The sequence below is a fragment of the Pseudomonas sp. FEMGT703P genome, assembly GCF_002786345.1.
Classification (GTDB): domain Bacteria; phylum Pseudomonadota; class Gammaproteobacteria; order Pseudomonadales; family Pseudomonadaceae; genus Aquipseudomonas; species Aquipseudomonas peli.
Genome location: NZ_PGCM01000005.1, coordinates 244,143 through 265,468, shown reverse-complemented (window position 1 = coordinate 265,468; position 21,326 = coordinate 244,143). Strand labels below are relative to the sequence as shown.

Below are 21,326 nucleotides of genomic sequence, written 5' to 3'. Positions count from 1 at the left end.
ACTTGACCAGGAGAACCCCATGCCACTGAACGCCAGCGCCTATGTCGCCACGGATACACCGGCCCGCTATATCAGCCGGCTATGCAAACACTTCGCGCACAAGATTCCGGTAAGTTTCGATGAACACCACGGCCGTATCGAGTTCGACAGCGGCCTCGCTCTGCTGCAGGCCGAGACCGACGGTTTGCGCCTGAGTGTGCAAAGCGCCAGCAGCGAAGGCTTGGAAAGCCTGAAGCAGGTTGTCAGTCGGCATTTTGAACGCTTCGCCTGGCAAGCCGAACTCAGCCTCGACTGGCAATAACCACTGCTGAGTAGGGGACAACGGCCTGAGCCCAGCAAATAGCGGCGGCGCGGCAGCCTGTCGCTCAGGGCAGGTTGTCACCGAAAGCCGTCTCGATGTTCAGGCCCAGGCTGATAACGCCGAGCAGTACATCGGTATCGGGGTCGTACAGCGGCGCCGAGACCTTGCTCTGAAAGCTTTGTGTTGAACCGTCATACTCAATCGCGCCGATATACACCTCGTCACGGGGGAGCGACGCGGCCCGCTGAAAATCCAACTCATCTGCCTGCCAATAATCACTGGTGCTCTCGCTCAAGGCCACCAATTGACCGCTGGCATCACTGATAAACAATTCATTAAACAGCGGGGCATATTGCTGAGCGATACCAGCTAACAGCTTGGATGGCTGCAGGTTGAGCATGCGTCGGATCAATGGTTTTTCTTCAAGAATGCGCTCGCGCCGCCACTGCCGATCCAGCTCCTGGATCCGCTCCGCGCTGTTCTCGCGCTGATTCGCCGCCCGCAAAGCCTTAAGCAGATCAGCATGTAGCCCCCAGCGCGCCACATGCTGCGCGACCAGCTGGCGCAGATAGGCCTGTTCCGCATCACTGAGCGCTATGCTGGCCGGAGCGCAGCTTTCCACCTGGCGATTGAAGGCCTTGAGAAAGTCCGGGTGCCCATCGAGAAAGGTCTTGGAAAAATACACGCCCAACGGCGAGTAGCGCACGAAACGCTCGTGCTGCATCTGCTTACCCTCTGCCTGTTCAAGCGTGCTGTGCATGGCGCTGCTATCAGCCAGCACCATATTGATACGGCCATGGCGAAGCATTTCCACCAGCTGCTCCAAGCGGGGCACTTTCTGTTCAACTTTAATACCGCGCGATTCGAGCCAGATCATGCTGTTGCTGCCCAGTACGCTGCCGATCTTCAGCTGCTTGTCCCAAATGGGCAGGTTGAGCAGGCTGGGGTCCAGTGCGTACCAGTACCATTTCTCCATCAGCAGCGGCGCCGAGAGCACGGCATAGCCATCCACCAGACTATTGGGCGCGGAACTGAAGAAGCCGTCGGCAATCTGCCGGCTGACATTGAGGCGAGCCCGCTGCAGCGAGGTCAGCTGAATCTGATAGGGCTGCTGCAGTTGGTTGAAAATGCATTCCAACACCTTGACCGACAAACCGCCGAGTTGGCCATCGACCACTACTTGGTAGGGCTCTTCGAAACTGGTGTCGAGCCGCACGGGCACCGGCGGTTGCGCAGCGGCGCACACGCTGGCCAGCACCAGCAGCAGCCCCATATGGCGCAGTCTGAACATTGCCGTCTCCTTGCGTGAGCGCCGTGGTGGATGCAAAGAGTCTAGGCGAGGTTGGCTAAGTCGCGGTGCAGCAGCTTGGGGCGCTTTGAAAGTCAGATGTGGATTGGCAGACCGCCAGCCGCAGCCGACAATCCGCCCATGATTATTGAGGATCGCGCCATGCTCGATGCCGTCCGCTGCTGGCAAGCCGTATGCGACCGTGATGCCACGCAGGATGGCCGCTTTGTGTTTGCCGTACACAGCACCGGTATCTATTGCCGGCCCAGTTGCCCGGCACGGCGGCCCCGGCGGGAGAACGTCAGCTTCCACCTCGATGCTGATGCCGCTGCTGCGGCAGGCTTTCGCCCATGCAAACGCTGCTCGCCGCAGGGGCATAGCCCGGCCGAACAACTGGATGCGCTGGTGGTGGCGGCCTGTGAACTGCTCGATAACAGTGAGCAGCCGCTGACCCTCGCACAGTTGGCCGCGCGCATCGGTCTATCCGCTTCGCACCTGGCGCGGGCCTTCAAGGCGCGTACCGGGCTGACGCCGAAAGCCTGGAGCGAGGCGCAACGCCGCGCGCGTCTGGAACAGCAGTTGCCAGCAGCACACAGTGTGCTGGATGCCGCACTAAACGCCGGCTACTCCGGCACCCGCGCGTTGTATCAGCAGCCCGCATCCCTGAGCCCGGCACAAAGACGTAAACAGGCCGCTGGCGAGCGGCTGCGCTACAGCATCGCACCCTGCCCGCTCGGCCACTTGCTGCTGGCCAGCAGCGCCAAAGGCATCTGCGCGTTGCTGTTTGGTGATGACCCGACGCTGCTGCTGAGCGAACTGCAGCAACGCTTTGCTGCCGCCGAATTGCATGTGGATAACGCGGGCCTGGGCGATAGCCTGCGCCAGGTATTGGCGCAGATCAGCGAGCCGCAGCGCGCCGCCCAGCTGCCGCTGGATATTCGCGGCACGGCATTTCAGCAGCAGGTGTGGCGCGCCCTGCAGCAAATCCCGGTTGGGCAGACGCGTAACTACGCCGAACTGGCTGCGCAACTGGGCAGCCATCCACGCGCCGTGGCACGCGCCTGCGCCAGCAACTCCTTAGGCCTGCTGGTGCCCTGTCATCGGGTGATCGCCAGCAACGGCAGCCTCAGCGGCTATCGCTGGGGCCTGGCACGCAAGGCGGCGCTGCTTAAGGGCGAAGCCGAGACCCAATAGTCAGCCTCAGCCCGAACTGTCAGTTGAATGCCAGTATTGGGTGGGAGGCGCGCGCGCGGCCATCAATGACGCGCACAAAAAAAGAGCGGCGCCACCTGCGTGGGCCGCTCCAAATCACGGAGTTGCATACATCAGTAGCCGCACAGCGTGCGGATACCGCTGTTTGATTACTTTTCCAGGATTGCAGTCACACCTTGACCGCCAGCGGCGCAAATTGAGATCAATCCACGGCCTTCCTGCGCCACTGAGAGCAGCTTGGCCAGGTTGGCGACGATGCGCCCACCGGTGGCTGCAAAAGGGTGACCTGCAGCCAGCGAGCTGCCCTTGACGTTCATCTTGCTACGGTCGATGGAGCCCAGCGGCGCAGCCAGGCCCAGGCGGGTCTTGCAGTAGTCGGCGTCTTCCCAAGCCTTGAGGGTGCAGAGCACCTGCGCGGCGAAGGCTTCGTGAATTTCGTAGTAGTCGAAGTCCTGCAAGCTCAGCTTGTTGCGTGCCAGCAGGCGCGGCACGGCGTAGGCCGGAGCCATCAGCAGGCCTTCCTTACCGCCGACAAAATCCACCGCCGCCGCTTCGCCATCCTTCCAGTAGGCCAGAATCGGCAGGCCACGGGCTTTGGCCCAGTCCTCACTGGCCAGCAGCACCAGGGAGGCGCCATCGGTCAGTGGCGTCGAGTTGGCGGCGGTCATGGTGCCGCGCGGGCTGCGCTCAAAGCAGGGCTTGAGCGTGGCGAGTTTTTCCAGGCTGATATCGGCGCGCAGGTTCTGGTCGCGGGTCAGACCACGGAACGGCGTGAGCAAATCGTCGTGCCAGCCTTCGGCGTAGGCAGCGGCGAGTTTCTGGTGGCTGGCCACGGCAAGTTGGTCCTGCTCATCCCGCGGAATCGCCCAGGTTTGCGCCATCAGCTCGCAGTGCTCGCCCATCGACAGCCCGGTGCGCGGTTCGCCGTTGCGCGGAATGGCCGGAGCCAGATGGCGCGGACGAATCTGCAGCAGGCTCTTGATCTTCTCGCCCGCGCTCTTGCCTCGGTTGGCCTGCAGCAGGATCTTGCGCAGCCCTTCGTTGACCCCAATTGGCGCATCCGAGGTGGTGTCGACGCCGCCGGCGATGCCGCACTCGATCTGCCCAAGCGCAATCTTGTTGGCCACCAGCAGCGCTGCTTCCAGCCCGGTACCGCAGGCCTGCTGCAGATCATAGGCCGGGGTTTCCGGGGCCAGGCGCGAGCCAAGCACGCATTCGCGAGTCAGGTTGAAGTCGCGCGAATGCTTGAGCACCGCACCGGCCACCACTTCGCCGAGGCGTTCGCCGTGCAGGTTGAAACGCTCGACCAACCCATCAAGCGCGCTGGTCAGCATCTCCTGGTTGCTCGCGGTGGCGTAGACAGTATTGGAGCGGGCGAACGGAATACGGTTACCACCTACGATGGCGACGCGGCGCGGCTGGGTCATGGAAGACTCCTGAGCAGGGATGGGGCTGAGAGGAATGGCGCACAGGCTAACCTGTCCTTGCAGTGTGGCATTGGCCGCCTTGCCAGCGCAGCAGGCGGCGCGGTCAATTGCGCATTTCTGCGGGCTGCGTAGAGTGGGCGCACTTTTGATCCATGCGCAGGAGCCGTTTCATGTCAGACCGTTATCTCGCCTTTGCCAACTCCACCTCAGGTCGTCGATTGGTCAGTGCGCTCGGTCTGCCCGCGCCGCTGCTGCTGGAGCGTTGGATGGCCGGGCGCAGTCGACCGGTGGACGGTGCCCTGCTGATTGGCGGCGAAGGCAGCCTGGCCAGCGCCATGCTGCCCTTTGCCAACAAGCTGACCGACGCCCTGTTCGCCGCCCGTGAAGGCCAATTTGATTTGCCGCGCTGGACCGCAGAGCACGGCCCAAAGCTCAAGGCGCTGGTATTCGACGCCAGCGGGCTGACCCGCTTCGAACAACTGATCGAGCTGCGCGACTTCTTCCAGCCGGCTTTCAAGGGCCTGGATAAATGCCCGCGCGTGGTAATCCTCGGCCGCGCCCCGGAATCGTTGAAAGACCCGATTGCCGCCAGCGTGCAGCGCTCCCTGGAAGGCTTCAGCCGCTCCCTGGGCAAGGAAATCCGCCGCGGCGGTAATGTGCAGCTGATCTACGTCGGCAAAGGCGGCGAGACGCAGCTGGAAGGCGCGCTGCGCTTCTTCCTCTCGCCGAAAAGCGCTTATGTGTCCGGCCAAGTGCTGCGCCTGAATGCCTGCGCCGAACAGGTCAAGGACTGGACTCGCCCACTGGCCGGCAAGAAGGCCCTGGTCACCGGGGCCTCGCGCGGCATCGGTGCGGCCATCGCCGAAACCTTGGCCCGCGACGGTGCCGAGGTGGTGCTACTGGATGTGCCACCGGCCAAAGATGCCTTGGATGCCCTCGCCGCACGCTTGGGCGGGCGCGGCCTGGCCCTAGATATCTGCGCCAGCGATGCCGCCGCGCAGCTGATCGAGGCTCTACCGGACGGTATCGATATCGTTGTGCACAATGCCGGCATCACCCGCGATAAGACCCTGGCGAAGATGAGCGACGCGTTCTGGAACTCGGTGATCAACGTCAACCTGAATGCCCCACAGGTGCTGACCCAAGCCCTGCTGGACGCCGGCAAGCTGCACGACAATGGCCGCGTGGTGCTAATCGCCTCGATCAGCGGTATCGCCGGCAATATGGGCCAGACCAATTACGCGGTGAGCAAGGCAGGCGTGATCGGCCTGGCCCAGGCCTGGGCACCGACACTGGCCAAGCGCGGTATCAGCATCAACGCGGTGGCACCCGGTTTTATCGAAACCCAGATGACCGCCGCGATCCCACTGACCATCCGCGAAGCCGGGCGGCGGATGAACTCCATGGGCCAGGGCGGCTTGCCGCAGGACGTCGCCGAAGCCGTGGCCTGGTTCGCCCAGCCCGGCTCGGGTGCCGCCACCGCACAAGTTTTACGCGTATGCGGACAAAGCCTACTAGGCGCTTAATCGCCCCCGGACTACATCCGAGCTACGGTTTTTAAACCAATGTCAGCAGATAGCAAAAGGCCCCGCAGTGCGGGGCCTTTTGCATTCAGCGCGAGCTTGTACCTGCTCAAGATCTCGCGAGCTAGAGCACTACAAGGCGCTACGTTAGTAACAGCCTTCGGCTGGTCAAAACGGCGAGGAAGCGGAGTGTACTTTTGTACATGAGCATTCCGAGCCTGTTTTTAACGCAGTAGGGCCGACGCGCAGCAGATCGATTGTTCCCTAGGACGACAGGTAAGACGAACGGGTCAGCCCCAGACGCAACGCGTCGAGGAACTGGGTGCGTTCGCGCGGGCTGATCTTGGCGCTAGCAACCTTGTCGCGGTAGTGGTTCATCAACTCCTCCGGCGACAGGTGCACGTAGCGCAGCATGTCCTCGATGGTGTCGTGGGTCTCGATACCGGCGTGGTACACGCTGCCATCGGCGTTCTGGTAGATGTTCACCGAGTCGGTGTCGCCGAACAGGTTGTGCATGTCGCCGAGGATCTCCTGGTAGGCACCGACCAGGAAAATCCCCAGCAGGTAGTCCTCACCCTCGCGCACTTCGTGCACCGGCAGGCTGGTCTCGATGCTCTGCTCGTCGACGTACTGGCGGATCTTGCCGTCGGAGTCGCAAGTCAGGTCCTGCAGCACGGCGCGGCGCAGCGGTTCTTCGTCAAGGCGGTTGAGCGGCAGAATCGGCAGCACCTGGCCGATGGCCCAGGTGTCCGGCAGACTCTGGAATACCGAAAAGTTACAGATGTACTTGTCGGCCAGCTTGTCGTTGAGCTCATCCAGCACCTGACGGTGCGAGCGTTGACGCGCCTTCAGCGAGTTGTGCAGGCGGCGGCACACAGCAAAGTAGCACTGCTCGGCCAGGGCTTTCTCAGTCAGGCTGAGTTTGCCATCGGCGTACTGAGTGGCTACGTCACTCATATAGTGGGTGGCGCGCCAGTAGGTCTCGGTGACCATCTCGATATCGGTCGGGCCGAGCAGCTCAACCAGGTAACGCACGGTTTCCGGCAGGCTGGTGACGTCTTCGATCTTGGGGATCTCGTCGTTGTGTTTTTCCACGTCGGTGACCTGCACCACCAGCATGGCGTGGTGCGCGGTCAGCGAGCGGCCGCTTTCCGAGAAGATGTGCGGATGCGGCAACTCCTGGGCATCGCAGAACTCTTTAAGCATGCCGACCACCACGCCGGCGTAGTCGTCCATGTCGTAGTTGATCGAGCTGGCGTTGCGCGAGTGAGTGCCATCGTAATCCACACCCAGGCCGCCGCCGACGTCGATATGGTCAACCGGCAGGCCCAGACCACGCAGCTCGCCGTAATAGCGGATGGCTTCTTTGAAGCCGTGCTGGTAGTCGGACAGGTTGGCGATCTGCGAACCCATATGGAAGTGCAGCAGGCGGATGCCCTGGTCCAGCTTGGCCGCGCGGAAGCGCTCGACCACCGAAAGCAGCTGCGCTGCGGACAGACCGAACTTGGACTTCTCACCGCCGGTGTCAGCCCACTTGCTCGATGCCAGCGAGGACAGGCGCACGCGCAAGCCGATCTGCGGCGCGACCTTGAGTTCGGCCGCTTCGTCGATCACCAGCTGCACTTCGGATTCTTTCTCGATCACGATAAACACGTTATGACCGAGCTTCTGCCCCATCAGGGCCAGCTTGATAAATTCGCGGTCTTTATAGCCGTTGCAGACGATGGTGCCGCCCTTCGGCGCCAACGCCAGCACCGCCATCAGCTCCGGCTTGGAGCCAGCTTCCAGACCGATGGAGACGTTCTGCGTGGCGATGATGTTTTCCACCACCGCTTCCTGCTGGTTGACCTTGATCGGGTAAAGCGCGGTGTACGGGCTCTGGTATTCCAAACGCGCGATATTGGCATCAAATGCCCCAGTCAGCTGGCGCACGCGGTCTTGCAGAATGTCCGGAAAACGCACCAGCAGCGGCAGCGACAAACCGCTGGAGCGCAGCTCATCAATCTGCTCATAGAGGTCAATCGGCGTGCTTTGCGGGCCATTCGGGCGCACCTCGACACGGCCCTTGTCATTGATCGCGAAGTAACCCGCGCCCCAATGGCGAATACCATAGACGCTGCGGCTGTCCGCTACGGTCCACTGGCTGCCGTCATCTTTACGTGTGCGTCGTGCAGACATCGATGTCTCCCTTGCTGGCGATAGTGGCCTTGGCACAGCCAAGACGCGTACAGATTAAAGTCTGGAAATGACGATTACTCAGCTGTGACCCAAGGTCCGCCGAGGAAGTTTAGAAAAGACGGGATCAGCCGCCGGACTTCTTGGCTTTAAAACCGTGCTTGATCAGCTCGGCCATCAGCAGCTCGACGTGGTCACCCTGAATCTCGATCACCCCATCCTTGAGCGAACCGCCGCAACCGCAGCGTTTCTTCAGGGCACTGGCAAGGTCCTTTAGCGGCTCCTCGGCCAGCGGGACACCACTGATGGTGGTCACCGTTTTGCCGCCACGACCTTTGGTTTCGCGGCGCACGCGGGCGATGCCATCACCGTCGGGGATCAGGGTCTGTTTGCAGGTGCAGGCATCCACCGGCTGACTGCAGTCCGGGCAATGCCGGCCGCTGTCGGTGGAATACACCAGGCCGCTGAGGGCGGCGAATGACGAAGCTTTCTTGACCACCGGTTTGTCCTCGAAGGGGTCAGGATAGCGACTGGTCGACTGAGTGCTCGGGGTCGACCGCGAAGCCCCACTCTGGCAGGGGCAGCGCACCCTGGCGATACACGGCCAGGGCTTGAAGGCGGCGCAGTGTAACGGCAAAAGCCGCGACTGCTAAGTGTAAAAATGCGCCATTAATCGGCGGATTGGCGACCTTGTTCAGGATGCCGAACAAAACGTCCGGATATCCTGCACAAAGCCAGGGCTGACGCGGGGTTCGGCCGGTATCGAGGACCTAGCGAGTGGCGGCCAGATAGCGCTGCAAGGCGGCCAGCGAATCGGGGCAATAGGGCAGGTGCTGGGTTTCGGCCAGCACCTCGTCGATGGAGATAAAGCGCGCCTCCAGCACTTCCTCCGGCTGCAAACGCAACGGCGCATCGGACACCGCCGAGTAGGCCATGCACCACAGGCGGCTTTCCGGCGCGTCGTAGAGAAAATGCGCATGCTCGACCAACTGCGCGTCTTCGATACCCAGCTCTTCAGCCAGCTCGCGCGCGGCGGATTCGGCATAGCTCTCGCCTTCGAGCACCATGCCGCCGGCCGCCACATCCCAATAGCCGGGATACAGAGCTTTGCTCAGGGTACGCCGGTGCACGCAGAGCAAGCCGGCACTGTTGAACAGCAGGATATAGGTGCCGCGCCCGAGCAAGTGCCGCTCGCGCAGTTCACTGCGCAGTACACCGCCGAGCGGACGGTCCTGCTCGTCGACCCAGGCGATGCGCTCAGCATCAGAGGCAGCGCGGTGCGCCACCTCGGCTTCGGACCAGGCCACCGCTTAACCCTGCGACAGCAGTTGGCGCAGGTCAATCAGCCCGGCATTGGCCCGCGAGATGTAGTTGGCCATCACCAGCGAGTGGTTAGCCAACAGGCCATAACCGCTGCCATTGAGGATCATCGGACTCCACAGGGTTTCCTGGGCTGCTTCCAACTCGCGAATGATCTGGCGCACGCTGACGGTGGCGTTCTTCTTCGCCAGCACATCGGCGAAATCTACCTCGATGGCGCGCAGCAAATGCGCCAGCGCCCAGGCCTGACCACGGGCTTCGTAGAACACGTTGTCGATCTGCAGCCACGGCGTTTCGTAATTCACGCCTTCGATAAAATCAGCCTGGTCTGCACTATCGGCCAGTGCCGGATCAACCACTGCGGTATTCAGACGCACCTGGCCGACACTGGCGGACAGGCGCTGCGACAGCGAACCCAGACGCGTGGCGGCGTCGCCCAGCCAGTTATTCAGATTGTCAGCGCGGGTGTAGAACTGGGCATTGCCCTTGCTCGGGTCGCTCAAGCGCTCAAGGTAACCATCCAGTGACTTGATGCCTTCGGCGTATTCCGACTCAGAGGCCGGCAACGCCCAGCTTTTGTGGTCGAAGTGGAAACGCGGTTCGGCCTTGGCCAGGTCGGCGTCTTCGGTCGACTGCGATTGCGAGCGAGTGAAATCTTTGCGCAGCGCACGGGACATGTCTCGCACCTGCACCAGCACACCAAACTCCCAGCTCGGCATGTTGTCGAGCCACAGGCCCGGTGGAGCGAGATCGTTAGCCAGGTAACCGCCCGGCTTGTTGAGCAAAGTGCCAGCGACCTGCTTCAGGGTCTCCACCGTGGTGTAGCCATTCACCAGCTTGCGCCCGCTAGCCTGAGCCGCGGCTTCGGCGCGTTGCTGTACGGAAAACTGCGCGGGCTCCTGGCTCCAGTACCAGCCCACCACCAGCGCCACGACCAGGTAAAGCCCGAGCAGACCCGCGACCAAGCGCGTAGCCGTGCGTCCTGTCGATTGATTCGGTGAGGTGGTGGCGGTGTCTGCGGCGCCAGTGCGCGTTTCGGCCGTTCGGTTTTTCCAATCCAGCATGGCAATGTCCTTTTGTTACCCAAGTAGCAAACTCGCGACCGGCTGTATCACCCGGTGGCTGTTAGTTTGACCACAACCCTCAAGCAGGGTTGCGCAACTGCCCTGCACTATAAGGGAAGCGCAGCCGACTGCGCAGCGGCGAGCGGCAAACTTAGCGCCGGTTATGCCAATGGTGTATCTGTGATGCTATAGACAGAAGGCCGACGCCAATAGATCGACGGCACTCGCAATAATTCAAACGAGTGTTAGCATTGCTAGCACTAAGCCATCACCCGTAGCCCTGCGCTGCCCTTACCGAAAACGGGCCATGATCGAGCAAGAAGACCCTAGCCGCGACCGCCTCAAGCAGCACTTTGCCCAGCGCGTGATCAATCAGGCGCGTCAGGTATTGGAAGTCTGGCAGCGCCTGCAGCGCAGCGAGTGGAATGATGCCGGCATGGGTGAGCTGCGCGAGGCAACACAATTGTTGCAGCGTTATGCCGAGCGCTTCGATCAAGCCGAACACAGCCAACTGGCCCTGGAAATCGACAGCTGCCTGCAACTGGTGACCGACAACCGCGGCCGCCTCAACAGCGAGCTGATCAGCCAGCTCAACCAGCTGCTGCAACGCCTGTCACGCACGGGCCTGCGGCATGGCGATCGCTTTGAGCAAACCGTACTGCCACCCTTGCGCAAGCCGGTGTACTTGGCATTGCAACACCTGGAGCGGGCCGAACAGCTGGTGCAACGCCTGGAATTCTTCGGCATGAATGCGATTGCCTTGGACAGCGCCAACGCGTTTCGCAATGCCATGCTTGAGCGCCATCCGGCAGCGATCCTGATGGAAGTCGACTTCTCCGGCCCCGGTTGCGGCCTGCAATTAGCCAAAAGCGTGCAGGAAGGCCTGGAACACACGATCCCACTGCTGTTCTTTAGCCCTGAAGACACCGACACAATGACTCGCCTGTCTGCTGTGCGCGCGGGTGGCCAGGAGTTCTTCACCGGCAGCCTGGATGCTTCGAACCTTTTCGAGCGCATTGAAGTGCTGACTAACGTGTCGCAATACGAGCCCTACAAGGTGCTGATCGTCGACGATTCGCGGGCGCAGGCCACACACACCGAGCGGGTACTCAACAGCGCCGGGATCGTCACTCGTACCTTGATCGAACCCATCCAGGCGATGAGCCATCTGGCGGATTTCCAGCCGGACCTGATCATCCTCGACATGTACATGCCCGAATGCAACGGCCCGGAACTGGCACAGGTGATCCGCCACAACGACCGTTATGTCAGCGTGCCGATCATCTACCTGTCCGCCGAAGACGACCTGGACAAGCAGCTCGACGCGATGAGCGAAGGCGGCGACGACTTCCTCACCAAACCGATCAAGCCGCGCCATCTGATCGCCACCGTACGCAACCGTGCCGCGCGCGCGCGCAGCCTCAAGGCGCGCATGGTGCGTGACAGCCTGACCGGCCTGTACAACCACACCCACACCCTGCAACTGCTCGAAGATGCGCGCTTCCGCGCCGAACGTGATGGCCTGCCCTTGAGCTTTGCGATGATCGATATCGACTTCTTCAAGAAGGTCAACGACACCTACGGCCACCCCATGGGCGACCGGGTGATTAAAAGTCTTGCGCTGTTTCTCAAGCAGCGTCTGCGCAAGAGCGACCACATCGGCCGCTACGGCGGCGAAGAGTTCGCCGTGGTGATGCCCGATACCGACGCCGAATCGGCCCGCCGGGTCCTCGATGAGATCCGCCAGCGCTTCGCCGAAATCCAGTATTCCGCGCAGCCACATGACCTGTCCTGCACCTTCAGCTGCGGCATCGCCCAACTGGCGCCGCAACTGGACGGTAAACTGCTCTCGCAACAAGCCGACCTGGCGCTGTACGTGGCTAAACACGGCGGCCGCAATCAGGTGGCGATCTACCAGGGCGACTGATCCCACCCGTCACGGCCGATCATCGGCCACTCAGCAGAAAACTGTGACGCAGTCGGCGCAGTCATATTACGGTCACGAAAAAGCAATAAATTCTGAGGCTTAGCAGCCGCCTTGACGTCCACGTCGGCGGCCGAACCGTTCGTCATCGGTCGAGCCTTATGCGCCTGAAATCCCTTACCAACCTCAATACCCTGCTGCTGGTTACCGTCTGCGTGGCCCTTGCCGTCACGCTCTGGTGGTCACAGCGAGCCCTGGAGCGCCCTTACCTGCTGATGGCGCGCTACCTTAGCCTGTCCCAGCAGTTCCAGGGCGAAGCCGCGCAGAACATCAGCGCCTACCTGGAAAGCGGCGACGCCCTGCGCCACAGCGCGGCCCTGCAATCGTTGGACAGCCTCGAACAGGCCATGACTGAATTGCCCACGCAATTGGCGGATAACCTGCGTCCCAGCCTCGCTGAACTCAAAGCCTTCAGTGCAAACGAGCTACTGGCTGCTGGCAAGCTCTCCGCCGACCCGCAAGGCCTGCTGTTACAAGCCGAACGGGAAATGGACGCCGCACTGGAGCAGCTCGCGCAATACGCCGACAGCGGCGAAGCCAATGCCGCGGTTGCTTACCGCAAGCCGCTGTTTAGCGCGGCACGGCACCTCACCCGCCTGGCCCACGCACGCGACAAGCTGGTGCGCAGCGGCCGCAGTGAACTGGCCAGCGAAGTAGAACGTGAACTGACAGCCTTGGGTAAGCAGGCGCAAACCCTCACTGATCTGCCGCTGCTCGGCGTGGCCGACGCCAGCCAGTCGTCCGGCGATTCGTTTGCTGACATGCTGGGCTTGGACACCAGCAGTGAGAGCAGCGAGGCCGAAGACCGTGGTATTGCTCTCAAACGTGACCTGGCCAACCTGATCAGCCGCTACCCGGCCGAACTGCAACGCACCCGTAATCTGATCGAACAACGCGGCGCTCTGGCCACGAGCACGCGCATGCAGATCGATCAGGTGCAGCAGGCGCTGGCCGCGCTGGAACCGCAAGTGCGCGCCGAACATGGTCGCATCCAGGGTGAAGTACAGCTGATACTCGGCTTGATGATCGGTCTGATTCTGTTGATTGCCCTGATCATCGACACCCTCCAGCGACGCCTAACACGGGTACTCACGCACTTGGTCCCCGCACTGTCCGCCTGGGCGCAAGGCGATTTTGCCGCCGACATCCGCCTGGACTCACGCACTCAAGAACTGCGCGATATCGAAGAGTCGCTAAACCGTCTGCGTGCCTATCTGGTCGATTTGGTCGGTACCATTCGCCGGCATGCCGAACAAGTAGTCGGTTCTAGTCGCACCTTAGCTGATCTCAGTGGAGGCCTGCACAGCGGCGCCGAACGCCAGGCCGGCGACACCGCGCAGATCCGCGATGCGCTCGGAGAGCTGCAGGCCACCATCCAGCAGGTTGCCGGCGATGCCAGCCAGGCCGCCGACGCCAGCCGCGACGCCAACCGCGCCCTGGAACAGGGCCAGCAGGTGATCGGCCACAGCCTTACCGGCCTGCACGAACTGGTTGATGAGGTGCAGGGCAACGCCCAGGCCATCGAACGCCTGGCCGAGGAAACCGCGACCATCGGCAATGTGCTGACGGTGATTCGTGGCATCGCCGAGCAGACCAACCTACTCGCGCTGAATGCCGCCATCGAAGCGGCACGGGCCGGCGAGCTGGGCCGCGGCTTTGCCGTGGTCGCCGATGAAGTCCGTTCGTTGTCGCAACGCACCAGCGGCGCGACAGCGCAGATTCAGGAACTGATCGGCCGCCTGCAACAGGCCGCGCTGCAATCTGTACAGGCCATGCGTACTCAGGTCGAACACGCCGAAGCCACCGCCAGCCAGGCGGAAGCCGCCGATGGCGCGCTGGATGAAATCGTCGTGGCGATCCGTACCATCGCCAGCATGGCCGAGCGCATTGCCGACGCCACCGCGCAGCAGAGCGACGCGGTCAGCGAAATTCGCGGGCACAGCGAGCGCATCCACCAACTTGGCGGCGACAACCTGCAGCGCATCGGCGAGGGCCGTAATCAGGGCGACCAACTGCTGCAACTCGGCGGCCAACTGCATACCGCCGTGCAGGCGTTCAGGGTCTAACAGACGGTTAACGGCCGCTGGCGCGGCAATCTGTCGCGCACCATCCAGCCTGCAGACAAGACCGCTTACAGCCTGGGCCGTGCCCTGAGCCTCCCGCCTCCGCTATGATGCGGCGATTCCCGCATCACGAGCCTGCCATGCACCGTCTACTCAGCCTGCTTCTGCTTCTGGTCGTACTGCCGGCAAGCGCCGGCCTGTTCGATAAGCCGCCCGCTCCTGCGCAGCTCGGCGCGCCCCTGAACAACAGCGCGGATTTTCTGCCGGTACGCGAGGCGTTCAAGCTGAGCCTGATCAGCAGCTCCAGCGAGTCAGTGAAACTGCGCTTTGTAGCCGCCGAAGGTTATTACCTGTACCGGCACCGCTTCAGTTTCAGCAGCGAGCCAGCCGACATCAAGCTGAGCCAGGCCGTGCTACCGGCCGGCAAAGCCAAGCATGATGAGTACTTCGGCGATGTCGAGGTGTATTACGAGGTGCTGGATGTCGAAGTGCCGGTCGACAACCCAGACAATCGCCCCTTCAACCTCAGCGTCAACTACCAGGGCTGCGCCGACAAAGGCTTATGCTACCCGCCGGAAACCGAAGTGCTGGCGATTGGTGGCGGTGCAGCGGCCAGCAGCGCCACGCCGGATACCGCAACACCCTGGAGCTGGACAGATCTGGCGCTGTTCTTCCTGGGCGGCCTGGCGCTGACCTTTACCCCGTGCGTGCTACCGATGCTGCCAATCCTCACCGGCGTGGTGCTGCGCGGCCAACCCGGCGGCATGCGCAGCCTGGTGCTGTCGCTGGCCTACGTGCTGCCGATGGCCCTTAGCTTTGCCATCCTCGGCGCACTGATGGGCCTGTTCGGTGCAGAACTCAACCTGCAGGCACGCCTGCAATCGCCCTGGGTGCTGGTGCCGTTTGCGATCTTCTTCGCCCTGTTCGGCGCAGCCAGCCTGGGCTTTCTTGAACTGCGCCTGCCAGCCGCAATTGATGGCCCGTTACAGCGTCTGAGCCAGCGCCTACATGGCGGCACGATTTTTAGTGCAGCGGCGCTTGGCGTACTGTCCAGCGTACTGGTTTCACCCTGTGTATCCGCACCACTGGCCGGCGCGCTGCTGTATATCAGCGCCAGCGGTGACGCCCTAGGCGGCGGCCTTAAGTTGCTAGCCCTGGGCCTCGGCATGGGCGCGCCGCTGGTGCTGTTTGCCGTCGGTGGCGGTGCTCTGCTGCCGAAATCCGGCCCCTGGATGCTCACGGTGCGCAATCTGTTCGGCGCATTGCTGATGGCCGTGGCGATTTGGCTGCTTGAGCGCGTCGTACCCGGCCCAGTCAGCCTGGCGCTCTGGGGCCTGCTGGCCGCAGGCATCGCATTGTGGCTCGGGGCGCTGGAACTGACGCCGAAAACCCATCACCAGAAACTTGCGCAACTGCTAGGCCTGCCCCTGCTGGTCTACGCCTTGGTGGCCTGGGTCGGCGCACTGCAAGGCCAGGATGACCCGCTACGTCCGCTTGGCCGCATGGTCAGCACCGCCGAAGCCACTCAGGTACAAGCTGGCCAATGGCAAACTATCAGCACCCCCGCCGAACTGGATGCCGCCTTGCTTGCCGCAAAGAACAACGGCAAGCCGCTGCTGCTCGACTGGTACGCCGACTGGTGCATCAGCTGCAAGGTGATCGAGCGTGAAGTGCTCAACGCCCCGGAAGTCGGCCGCCAGCTCGGCGACTATCAGCTGGTGCGTTTCGACATCACCGAAAGCAACCCCGCCCAGCGCGCCCTGCTCGACCGCTACCAGCTGTTCGGCCCGCCGGCCATTCTGCTGTTCGACGCCAAGGGTGACGAATGGCTGGATCTGCGTGTCGTAGGTGAGGTGGATGCGGCGACCTTTGCTGCGCGCCTGAGCACGGCGCGGGAACGTTTTTAACGCCCCGAGTCATATATTTGCCGCAATCTGCGGTCATCGTGTCGACTATTGCTGAGAACTGGACAGCCCTGCGCTGTCGCGGCATAGTCCTGCCCAGTAGAAAAACAAGGATTAAGGATCATGGCGACCTTATTGGTACTGCACGGCCCCAACCTCAACCTGCTCGGCACCCGCGAGCCAGGGGTTTACGGCGCCGTCACCCTGGAGCAGATCAACCTCGACCTGGAGCGCCGCGCGCGTGAGGCAGGCCACCATCTGCTGTACCTGCAGAGCAATGCCGAGTACGAGCTGATTGACCGTATTCACGCCGCAAAAGGCGAAGGTGTCGACTTTATCCTGATCAATCCTGCCGCTTTTACTCATACCAGCGTCGCATTACGTGACGCATTGCTGGCAGTGAGCATCCCATTCATCGAAGTGCATTTGTCCAACGTGCACAAACGCGAAGCTTTCCGCCATCACTCCTACTTTTCAGATGTCGCGGTGGGAGTGATCTGCGGCCTTGGCGCCAGCGGTTATCGACTGGCCCTGGAGGCTGCACTCGAACAACTTGAACTTAAGCGCCCCTGACCTCACCGGGAGTTGAACCACTATGGATATTCGTAAAGTCAAAAAACTGATCGAGCTGCTGGAAGAATCCGGTATCGACGAGCTGGAGATTCGCGAAGGCGAAGAGTCCGTGCGGATCAGCCGTCACAGCAAGCAGCCGGCATTTATGCAACAACCGATGTACGCCCAGGCACCTGCGCCTGCAGCTGCTCCGGTTGCTGCAGCACCGGTCGCCACTGAAGCAGCAGCTCCGGCTGCAGCCAAGCTGAATGGCACCGTAGTGCGCTCGCCAATGGTCGGCACCTTCTACCGCGCATCCGGCCCAACGTCAGCCAACTTCGTAGAAGTCGGCCAGAGCGTGAAGAAAGGCGACATTCTCTGCATCGTTGAAGCGATGAAGATGATGAACCACATCGAGGCCGAAACCAGCGGCGTGATCGAATCCATCCTGGGCGAGAACGGTCAGCCGGTGGAATACGACCAGCCTCTGTTCACCATCGTTTGATCCACGGAGAGCCAGCGATGTTGGAAAAAGTTCTGATCGCCAACCGCGGCGAGATCGCCCTGCGCGTCTTGCGCGCCTGTAAAGAGCTGGGCATCAAGACCGTCGCGGTGCATTCCACCGCTGACCGCGAACTGATGCACTTGGGCCTGGCCGACGAGTCGGTGTGCATCGGCCCAGCCTCTGGCGCGCTGTCCTATTTGAATATTCCGGCGATCATCAGCGCAGCTGAAGTCACCGGCGCCACTGCGATCCACCCTGGCTACGGCTTCCTTGCGGAAAACGCTGATTTCGCCGAACAGGTGGAAAACTCCGGCTTCGCCTTTATCGGCCCGAAAGCCGAGACCATTCGCCTGATGGGCGACAAGGTGTCGGCCAAGGACGCCATGAAGCGCGCCGGCGTACCGGTGGTTCCTGGCTCTGACGGCCCACTGCCGGAAGACGAGGAAACTGCCCTGCAGATTGCTCGCGAAGTCGGTTACCCGGTGATCATCAAGGCCGCTGGCGGCGGTGGTGGTCGCGGCATGCGCGTGGTGTACAAGGAAGAAGACCTGATCAAATCGGCCAAGCTGACCCGCAGTGAAGCGGGTTCGGTGTTCGGCAATCCGATGGTCTATCTGGAGAAGTTCCTCGGTAATCCACGTCACGTGGAAGTCCAGGTGATCTCCGACGGCCAGGGCAACGCCATCCACCTGGGTGACCGCGACTGCTCGCTGCAGCGCCGCCACCAGAAGGTACTGGAAGAAGCGCCGGCACCGGGCATCGATGAAAAAGCCCGCGCCGAAGTGCTGCAACGCTGCGTCGATGCCTGCATCGAGATCGGCTACCGCGGTGCTGGTACCTTCGAGTTTCTCTATGAAGATGGGCATTTCTACTTTATCGAGATGAACACCCGCGTACAGGTTGAGCATCCGGTCTCGGAAATGGTCACCGGCATCGACATCGTCAAGGAGATGCTCAGCATCGCCGCTGGCAACAAGCTGTCGTTCAAGCAGAGTGACGTGGTGATTCGCGGTCATTCGCTGGAATGCCGAATCAACGCCGAAGACCCGGACAACTTCATGCCCTGCCCTGGCAAGGTCAAGCACTTCCACGCCCCAGGCGGTAATGGCGTGCGGGTCGATTCGCACCTGTACAGCGGCTACACCGTACCGCCGCACTACGACTCACTGATCGGCAAGCTGATCACCTACGGCGCCACCCGCGAAGAGGCCATGGCCCGCATGCGCAACGCCCTGGACGAGATCGTCGTCGACGGCATCAAGACCAACGTGCCGCTGCACCGCATGCTGGTCCGCGACAAAGGCTTCTGCAAAGGCGGCGTGAATATCCACTACCTGGAAAAGAAACTGGGTATGGATAAGCACTAAGCCCCATGACCTGCTGCGCGTCGGCGGTACTGCGTTAAAAACGGCTGAGGAATGCTCATTTACAGACGTAAACTCCGCTTCCTCGGCCGTTTTCGCCTTGTCCCACTCTAGCTCGCGATGTCATGACTGAAATGCTAAACAAGGGCTGCCATTCGGCGGCCCTTGTCGTTTCTGCCGACCGCAAGCGGTGGCAGCCGCACCATCGCTTCAAGTAAGCTGCGCGCCAATTTGCGCCATCACGCCACAACGTTCACGAGGTTTGCCATGCCCTGGTTACAAGTCCGTCTCGCCATCACCCCGGAGCAAGCGGAAACCTACGAAGATGCGTTGCTGGAAGTCGGCGCAGTCTCGGTGACCTTTATGGACGCCGAAGACCAGCCGATTTTTGAGCCGGACCTGGGCACCACGCCGCTGTGGTCGCACACCCACCTGCTCGCCCTGTTTGAAGCCGATACCGACGCCAACGCGGTATTTGCTCACCTGCAACTGCTGACCGGCGCCGAATTGCCGGAGCACCAGGCTGAAGTAATCGCCGACCAGGACTGGGAGCGCAGCTGGATGGACGGCTTCCAGCCGATGCGCTTCGGTCAACGCCTGTGGATCGTGCCGAGCTGGCACGCCGCGCCGGAGCCGGACGCGGTCAACCTGCTGCTCGATCCGGGCCTGGCCTTCGGCACCGGTACCCATCCGACCACCGCACTGTGCCTGGAATGGCTGGACGGCCAGAACCTGCAGGATTGCAGCGTGATCGACTTCGGTTGCGGCTCGGGCATCCTGGCAATTGCCGCCCTGCTGCTCGGCGCGCCGCAGGCGGTGGGCACTGATATCGATATTCAGGCCATCGAAGCCTCGCGGGATAACGCCGGACGCAACGGTATCGACCCGGAGCGCTTCCCGCTCTACCTGCCGGACGACATGCCGCAACAGCCAGCCGACGTGGTGGTCGCCAATATTCTCGCCGGCCCACTGGTGGCGCTGGCGCCGCAGATCACCAGCCTGGTCAAGCCGGGCGGGCGCCTGGCGCTGTCGGGCATCCTTGCCGAGCAGGCCGAAGAGGTGCGCGCCGCCTATAACGACGCCTTTATCCTCGACCCGACCGCTGACAAAGATGGCTGGGTGCGTATCAGTGGTGTACGCCGCTAACCGCCCCAGCGCGCACAGCTGCTGCATTACCAAGCACTTGCGTTAGACTAGCCGCCTCGTTTAGCCGGATCGCCGCATGACCCAGAGCTTCGTCACCCAGTGCCCCCATTGCCGCACCAGCTTTCGCGTGAACCTCACGCAGCTGGGCGCCGCCCATGGTGCCGTGCGCTGCGGGGCCTGCCTGCATGTGTTCAATGCTGCGCAACAGCTTCGTGAACAGGGCCAGCAACTGCCACCACCCGCAGTGCCTGCCGCTGCGCCAGCGCCGGCACCACAGCCCAGCAAACCGCTTGCGCCACCAGCACCGCAGCCGGCCGCACCCAGCACACCCTCTGCAATACATGCCGCGCCTGCCAGCAGCAAAACCAGCGATACACTGTGGATTCATGACGACCTGGACCTTGACGGCCTCGATCTGGACGAAGAGCTGGCCAAGCTCGAAGCCCAGGAGCAGCAGCTGTCCAAGCAGTTCCTGGCGATTGATAGCGCACCGAAATACGCCGAAAATTTTCTGGCGCCCGAACCGATTGAGCGCGACCCGCATGACGAGCGCTGGGCCGAAGCACTGTTGCAGGACGAGCTGAGCAAGCCAGCGGCCAGCCTGAGCGTCAAACCTCAGCCGCTGACGCCACCTGTGCGGCCGACTCCGCCGTCTACACCTGTAGCGCCCGAGCCAGTCAACGAGCCCGATGACGAGCCGCCGCTCGACCTCAACGCCCTTGACCGCCGCCACCCAGAGCCGGAAATCGAGCACATCGAACTGCATGCCGAGCGCGAGCCATTTAGCTCGCGGGCAGACGAACCAGTTGATGAAGAACCCACTGTTGCGGCACCGAAAAAGACCGCGCGCAGCGAGCCCGAACTGAGGGACGAGCACCTGTTCGAGCTGGATGACGAGCCGCTTCTGCTGGACTGGCAACAACCGAAGAAGCCCTGGGGACGCTGGATCGGCTGGGGGCTTCTGAACCTGATTGGGGCCAGCGCCCTGGCCGGGCAGTACGTGATGTATCACTTCGATGAACTGGCGCGCCAGGATCAGTACCGCCCCTGGTTCGAGCAACTCTGCCCGACAGTCGGCTGTCAGCTGCCCTCCAAGGTAGACATCACCCAGGTCAAGAGCAGCAACCTGGTGGTACGCAGCCACCCGGAATTCAGCGGTGCTCTGGTGGTCGATGCCATCCTCTACAACCGCGCAGCGTTCTCGCAGCCTTTCCCGCTGCTGGAAATGCGCTTTGCCGACATCAACGGCCAACTGCTTGCCAGCCGCCGTTTCAAGCCCAGCGAATACCTCGCTGGCGAGCTGGCTGGCAACGCGGAAATGCCGCCGCAGACGCCTATTCACATCTCCCTGGACATCCTCGACCCAGGCACCCAGGCGGTGAACTACAGCCTGAGCTTCCACTCGCCGGAATAGCCTGCATGCCGCGGATTGCTTGAAAATCCGCGCTAACCAAACCCTTCGCGATAAGGCCAGAGCTGTTCAGAATTTGTTCAAAAC

Annotated in this window: 18 protein-coding genes; 11 read left to right on the top strand and 7 right to left on the bottom strand. The window is 62.1% G+C overall.

Going from position 1 to position 21,326, the window contains the following annotated elements; translation table 11 throughout:
* The first annotated feature begins 19 nt into the window (after positions 1-19).
* Positions 20-301 (top strand): DUF2218 domain-containing protein, encoded by a 282-nt coding sequence (locus tag CUR33_RS05060; protein WP_289238885.1) that lies wholly within the window; start codon positions 20-22, stop codon positions 299-301.
* 64 nt (positions 302-365) lie between these two features.
* On the opposite strand, the gene CUR33_RS05055 is transcribed toward CUR33_RS05060, so the two are convergent.
* Entirely contained in the window at positions 366-1,592 is a 1,227-nt protein-coding gene (locus CUR33_RS05055) for a transporter substrate-binding domain-containing protein (protein ID WP_289238884.1), read from the bottom strand.
* 159 nt (positions 1,593-1,751) lie between these two features.
* Here CUR33_RS05055 and ada point away from each other — a divergent pair, with 159 nt between their 5' ends.
* Complete coding sequence (gene ada / locus CUR33_RS05050; RefSeq protein WP_289238883.1) at positions 1,752-2,783, top strand: bifunctional DNA-binding transcriptional regulator/O6-methylguanine-DNA methyltransferase Ada; 1,032 nt, start codon at positions 1,752-1,754, stop codon at positions 2,781-2,783.
* A 167-nt stretch (positions 2,784-2,950) separates the two neighbouring features.
* Here the strand turns inward: ada and CUR33_RS05045 are convergent, their stop codons facing one another.
* The gene (locus CUR33_RS05045; protein WP_289238882.1) at positions 2,951-4,228 is read right to left on the bottom strand and encodes an acetyl-CoA C-acetyltransferase; all 1,278 of its coding nucleotides are present in this window, start codon (positions 4,226-4,228) and stop codon (positions 2,951-2,953) included.
* Positions 4,229-4,398: 170 nt separating this feature from the next.
* Here CUR33_RS05045 and CUR33_RS05040 point away from each other — a divergent pair, with 170 nt between their 5' ends.
* Positions 4,399-5,754 carry a 3-oxoacyl-ACP reductase gene (locus tag CUR33_RS05040; protein ID WP_289238881.1) on the top strand — a complete coding sequence of 452 codons (1,356 nt, stop codon included), beginning with the start codon at positions 4,399-4,401 and terminating at the stop codon, positions 5,752-5,754.
* Between the two features lie 261 nt (positions 5,755-6,015).
* Here CUR33_RS05040 and speA read toward each other — a convergent pair whose 3' ends face one another.
* The 5 genes from speA to CUR33_RS05015 form a co-directional block, all read right to left on the bottom strand.
* Complete coding sequence (speA, locus tag CUR33_RS05035; protein WP_170049405.1) at positions 6,016-7,929, bottom strand: arginine decarboxylase; 1,914 nt, start codon at positions 7,927-7,929, stop codon at positions 6,016-6,018.
* 124 nt (positions 7,930-8,053) lie between these two features.
* A complete protein-coding gene (locus CUR33_RS05030) occupies positions 8,054-8,425 on the bottom strand; it encodes a translation initiation factor Sui1 (protein WP_167142876.1) in 372 nt (123 codons plus the stop codon).
* Positions 8,426-8,444: 19 nt separating this feature from the next.
* Entirely contained in the window at positions 8,445-8,636 is a 192-nt protein-coding gene (locus tag CUR33_RS05025) for a hypothetical protein (RefSeq protein WP_090249535.1), read from the bottom strand.
* A gap of 60 nt (positions 8,637-8,696) precedes the next feature.
* A complete protein-coding gene (locus tag CUR33_RS05020; RefSeq protein WP_090249539.1) occupies positions 8,697-9,233 on the bottom strand; it encodes an NUDIX hydrolase in 537 nt (178 codons plus the stop codon).
* Between the two features lie 3 nt (positions 9,234-9,236).
* Entirely contained in the window at positions 9,237-10,310 is a 1,074-nt protein-coding gene (locus CUR33_RS05015) for a DUF2333 family protein (protein WP_282874934.1), read from the bottom strand.
* A 307-nt stretch (positions 10,311-10,617) separates the two neighbouring features.
* On the opposite strand from CUR33_RS05015, the gene CUR33_RS05010 reads away from it, so the two are divergent.
* The 8 genes from CUR33_RS05010 to CUR33_RS04975 all read left to right on the top strand — a co-directional run bounded on the left by CUR33_RS05010 (position 10,618) and on the right by CUR33_RS04975 (position 21,242).
* Positions 10,618-12,237, top strand: a complete 1,620-nt coding sequence (locus CUR33_RS05010; RefSeq protein WP_090249544.1) for a diguanylate cyclase — start codon at positions 10,618-10,620, stop codon at positions 12,235-12,237.
* A 158-nt stretch (positions 12,238-12,395) separates the two neighbouring features.
* On the top strand, positions 12,396-14,360 hold the full coding sequence (locus CUR33_RS05005) for a methyl-accepting chemotaxis protein (RefSeq protein ID WP_289238880.1): 1,965 nt from the start codon (positions 12,396-12,398) through the stop codon (positions 14,358-14,360).
* 137 nt (positions 14,361-14,497) lie between these two features.
* On the top strand, positions 14,498-16,264 hold the full coding sequence (locus CUR33_RS05000) for a protein-disulfide reductase DsbD (RefSeq protein ID WP_289238879.1): 1,767 nt from the start codon (positions 14,498-14,500) through the stop codon (positions 16,262-16,264).
* A 120-nt stretch (positions 16,265-16,384) separates the two neighbouring features.
* The gene (gene aroQ, locus CUR33_RS04995) at positions 16,385-16,834 is read left to right on the top strand and encodes a type II 3-dehydroquinate dehydratase (RefSeq protein WP_160085619.1); all 450 of its coding nucleotides are present in this window, start codon (positions 16,385-16,387) and stop codon (positions 16,832-16,834) included.
* Between the two features lie 22 nt (positions 16,835-16,856).
* Positions 16,857-17,318, top strand: coding sequence for an acetyl-CoA carboxylase biotin carboxyl carrier protein (gene accB, locus CUR33_RS04990; protein WP_275960600.1), 462 nt, complete (start codon positions 16,857-16,859; stop codon positions 17,316-17,318).
* A gap of 17 nt (positions 17,319-17,335) precedes the next feature.
* Positions 17,336-18,685 (top strand): acetyl-CoA carboxylase biotin carboxylase subunit, encoded by a 1,350-nt coding sequence (gene accC / locus CUR33_RS04985; RefSeq protein ID WP_090249556.1) that lies wholly within the window; start codon positions 17,336-17,338, stop codon positions 18,683-18,685.
* 264 nt (positions 18,686-18,949) lie between these two features.
* On the top strand, positions 18,950-19,828 hold the full coding sequence (prmA, locus tag CUR33_RS04980; RefSeq protein ID WP_289238878.1) for a 50S ribosomal protein L11 methyltransferase: 879 nt from the start codon (positions 18,950-18,952) through the stop codon (positions 19,826-19,828).
* 76 nt (positions 19,829-19,904) lie between these two features.
* Entirely contained in the window at positions 19,905-21,242 is a 1,338-nt protein-coding gene (locus tag CUR33_RS04975) for a DUF3426 domain-containing protein (RefSeq protein ID WP_289238877.1), read from the top strand.
* Positions 21,243-21,326 lie beyond the last annotated feature (84 nt).

Excerpts from the sequence above, each read along its gene's own strand:
- CUR33_RS05060 (WP_289238885.1), top strand. The coding sequence starts at position 20 with ATGCCACTGAACGCCAGCGCCTATGTCGCCACGGATACACCGGCCCGC.
- CUR33_RS05055 (WP_289238884.1), bottom strand. The coding sequence starts at position 1,592 with ATGTTCAGACTGCGCCATATGGGGCTGCTGCTGGTGCTGGCCAGCGTG.
- ada (WP_289238883.1), top strand. The coding sequence starts at position 1,752 with ATGCTCGATGCCGTCCGCTGCTGGCAAGCCGTATGCGACCGTGATGCC.
- CUR33_RS05045 (WP_289238882.1), bottom strand. The coding sequence starts at position 4,228 with ATGACCCAGCCGCGCCGCGTCGCCATCGTAGGTGGTAACCGTATTCCG.
- CUR33_RS05040 (WP_289238881.1), top strand. The coding sequence starts at position 4,399 with ATGTCAGACCGTTATCTCGCCTTTGCCAACTCCACCTCAGGTCGTCGA.
- speA (WP_170049405.1), bottom strand. The coding sequence starts at position 7,929 with ATGTCTGCACGACGCACACGTAAAGATGACGGCAGCCAGTGGACCGTA.
- CUR33_RS05015 (WP_282874934.1), bottom strand. The coding sequence starts at position 10,310 with ATGCTGGATTGGAAAAACCGAACGGCCGAAACGCGCACTGGCGCCGCA.
- CUR33_RS05010 (WP_090249544.1), top strand. The coding sequence starts at position 10,618 with ATGATCGAGCAAGAAGACCCTAGCCGCGACCGCCTCAAGCAGCACTTT.
- CUR33_RS05005 (WP_289238880.1), top strand. The coding sequence starts at position 12,396 with ATGCGCCTGAAATCCCTTACCAACCTCAATACCCTGCTGCTGGTTACC.
- CUR33_RS05000 (WP_289238879.1), top strand. The coding sequence starts at position 14,498 with ATGCACCGTCTACTCAGCCTGCTTCTGCTTCTGGTCGTACTGCCGGCA.
- aroQ (WP_160085619.1), top strand. The coding sequence starts at position 16,385 with ATGGCGACCTTATTGGTACTGCACGGCCCCAACCTCAACCTGCTCGGC.
- accB (WP_275960600.1), top strand. The coding sequence starts at position 16,857 with ATGGATATTCGTAAAGTCAAAAAACTGATCGAGCTGCTGGAAGAATCC.
- accC (WP_090249556.1), top strand. The coding sequence starts at position 17,336 with ATGTTGGAAAAAGTTCTGATCGCCAACCGCGGCGAGATCGCCCTGCGC.
- prmA (WP_289238878.1), top strand. The coding sequence starts at position 18,950 with ATGCCCTGGTTACAAGTCCGTCTCGCCATCACCCCGGAGCAAGCGGAA.
- CUR33_RS04975 (WP_289238877.1), top strand. The coding sequence starts at position 19,905 with ATGACCCAGAGCTTCGTCACCCAGTGCCCCCATTGCCGCACCAGCTTT.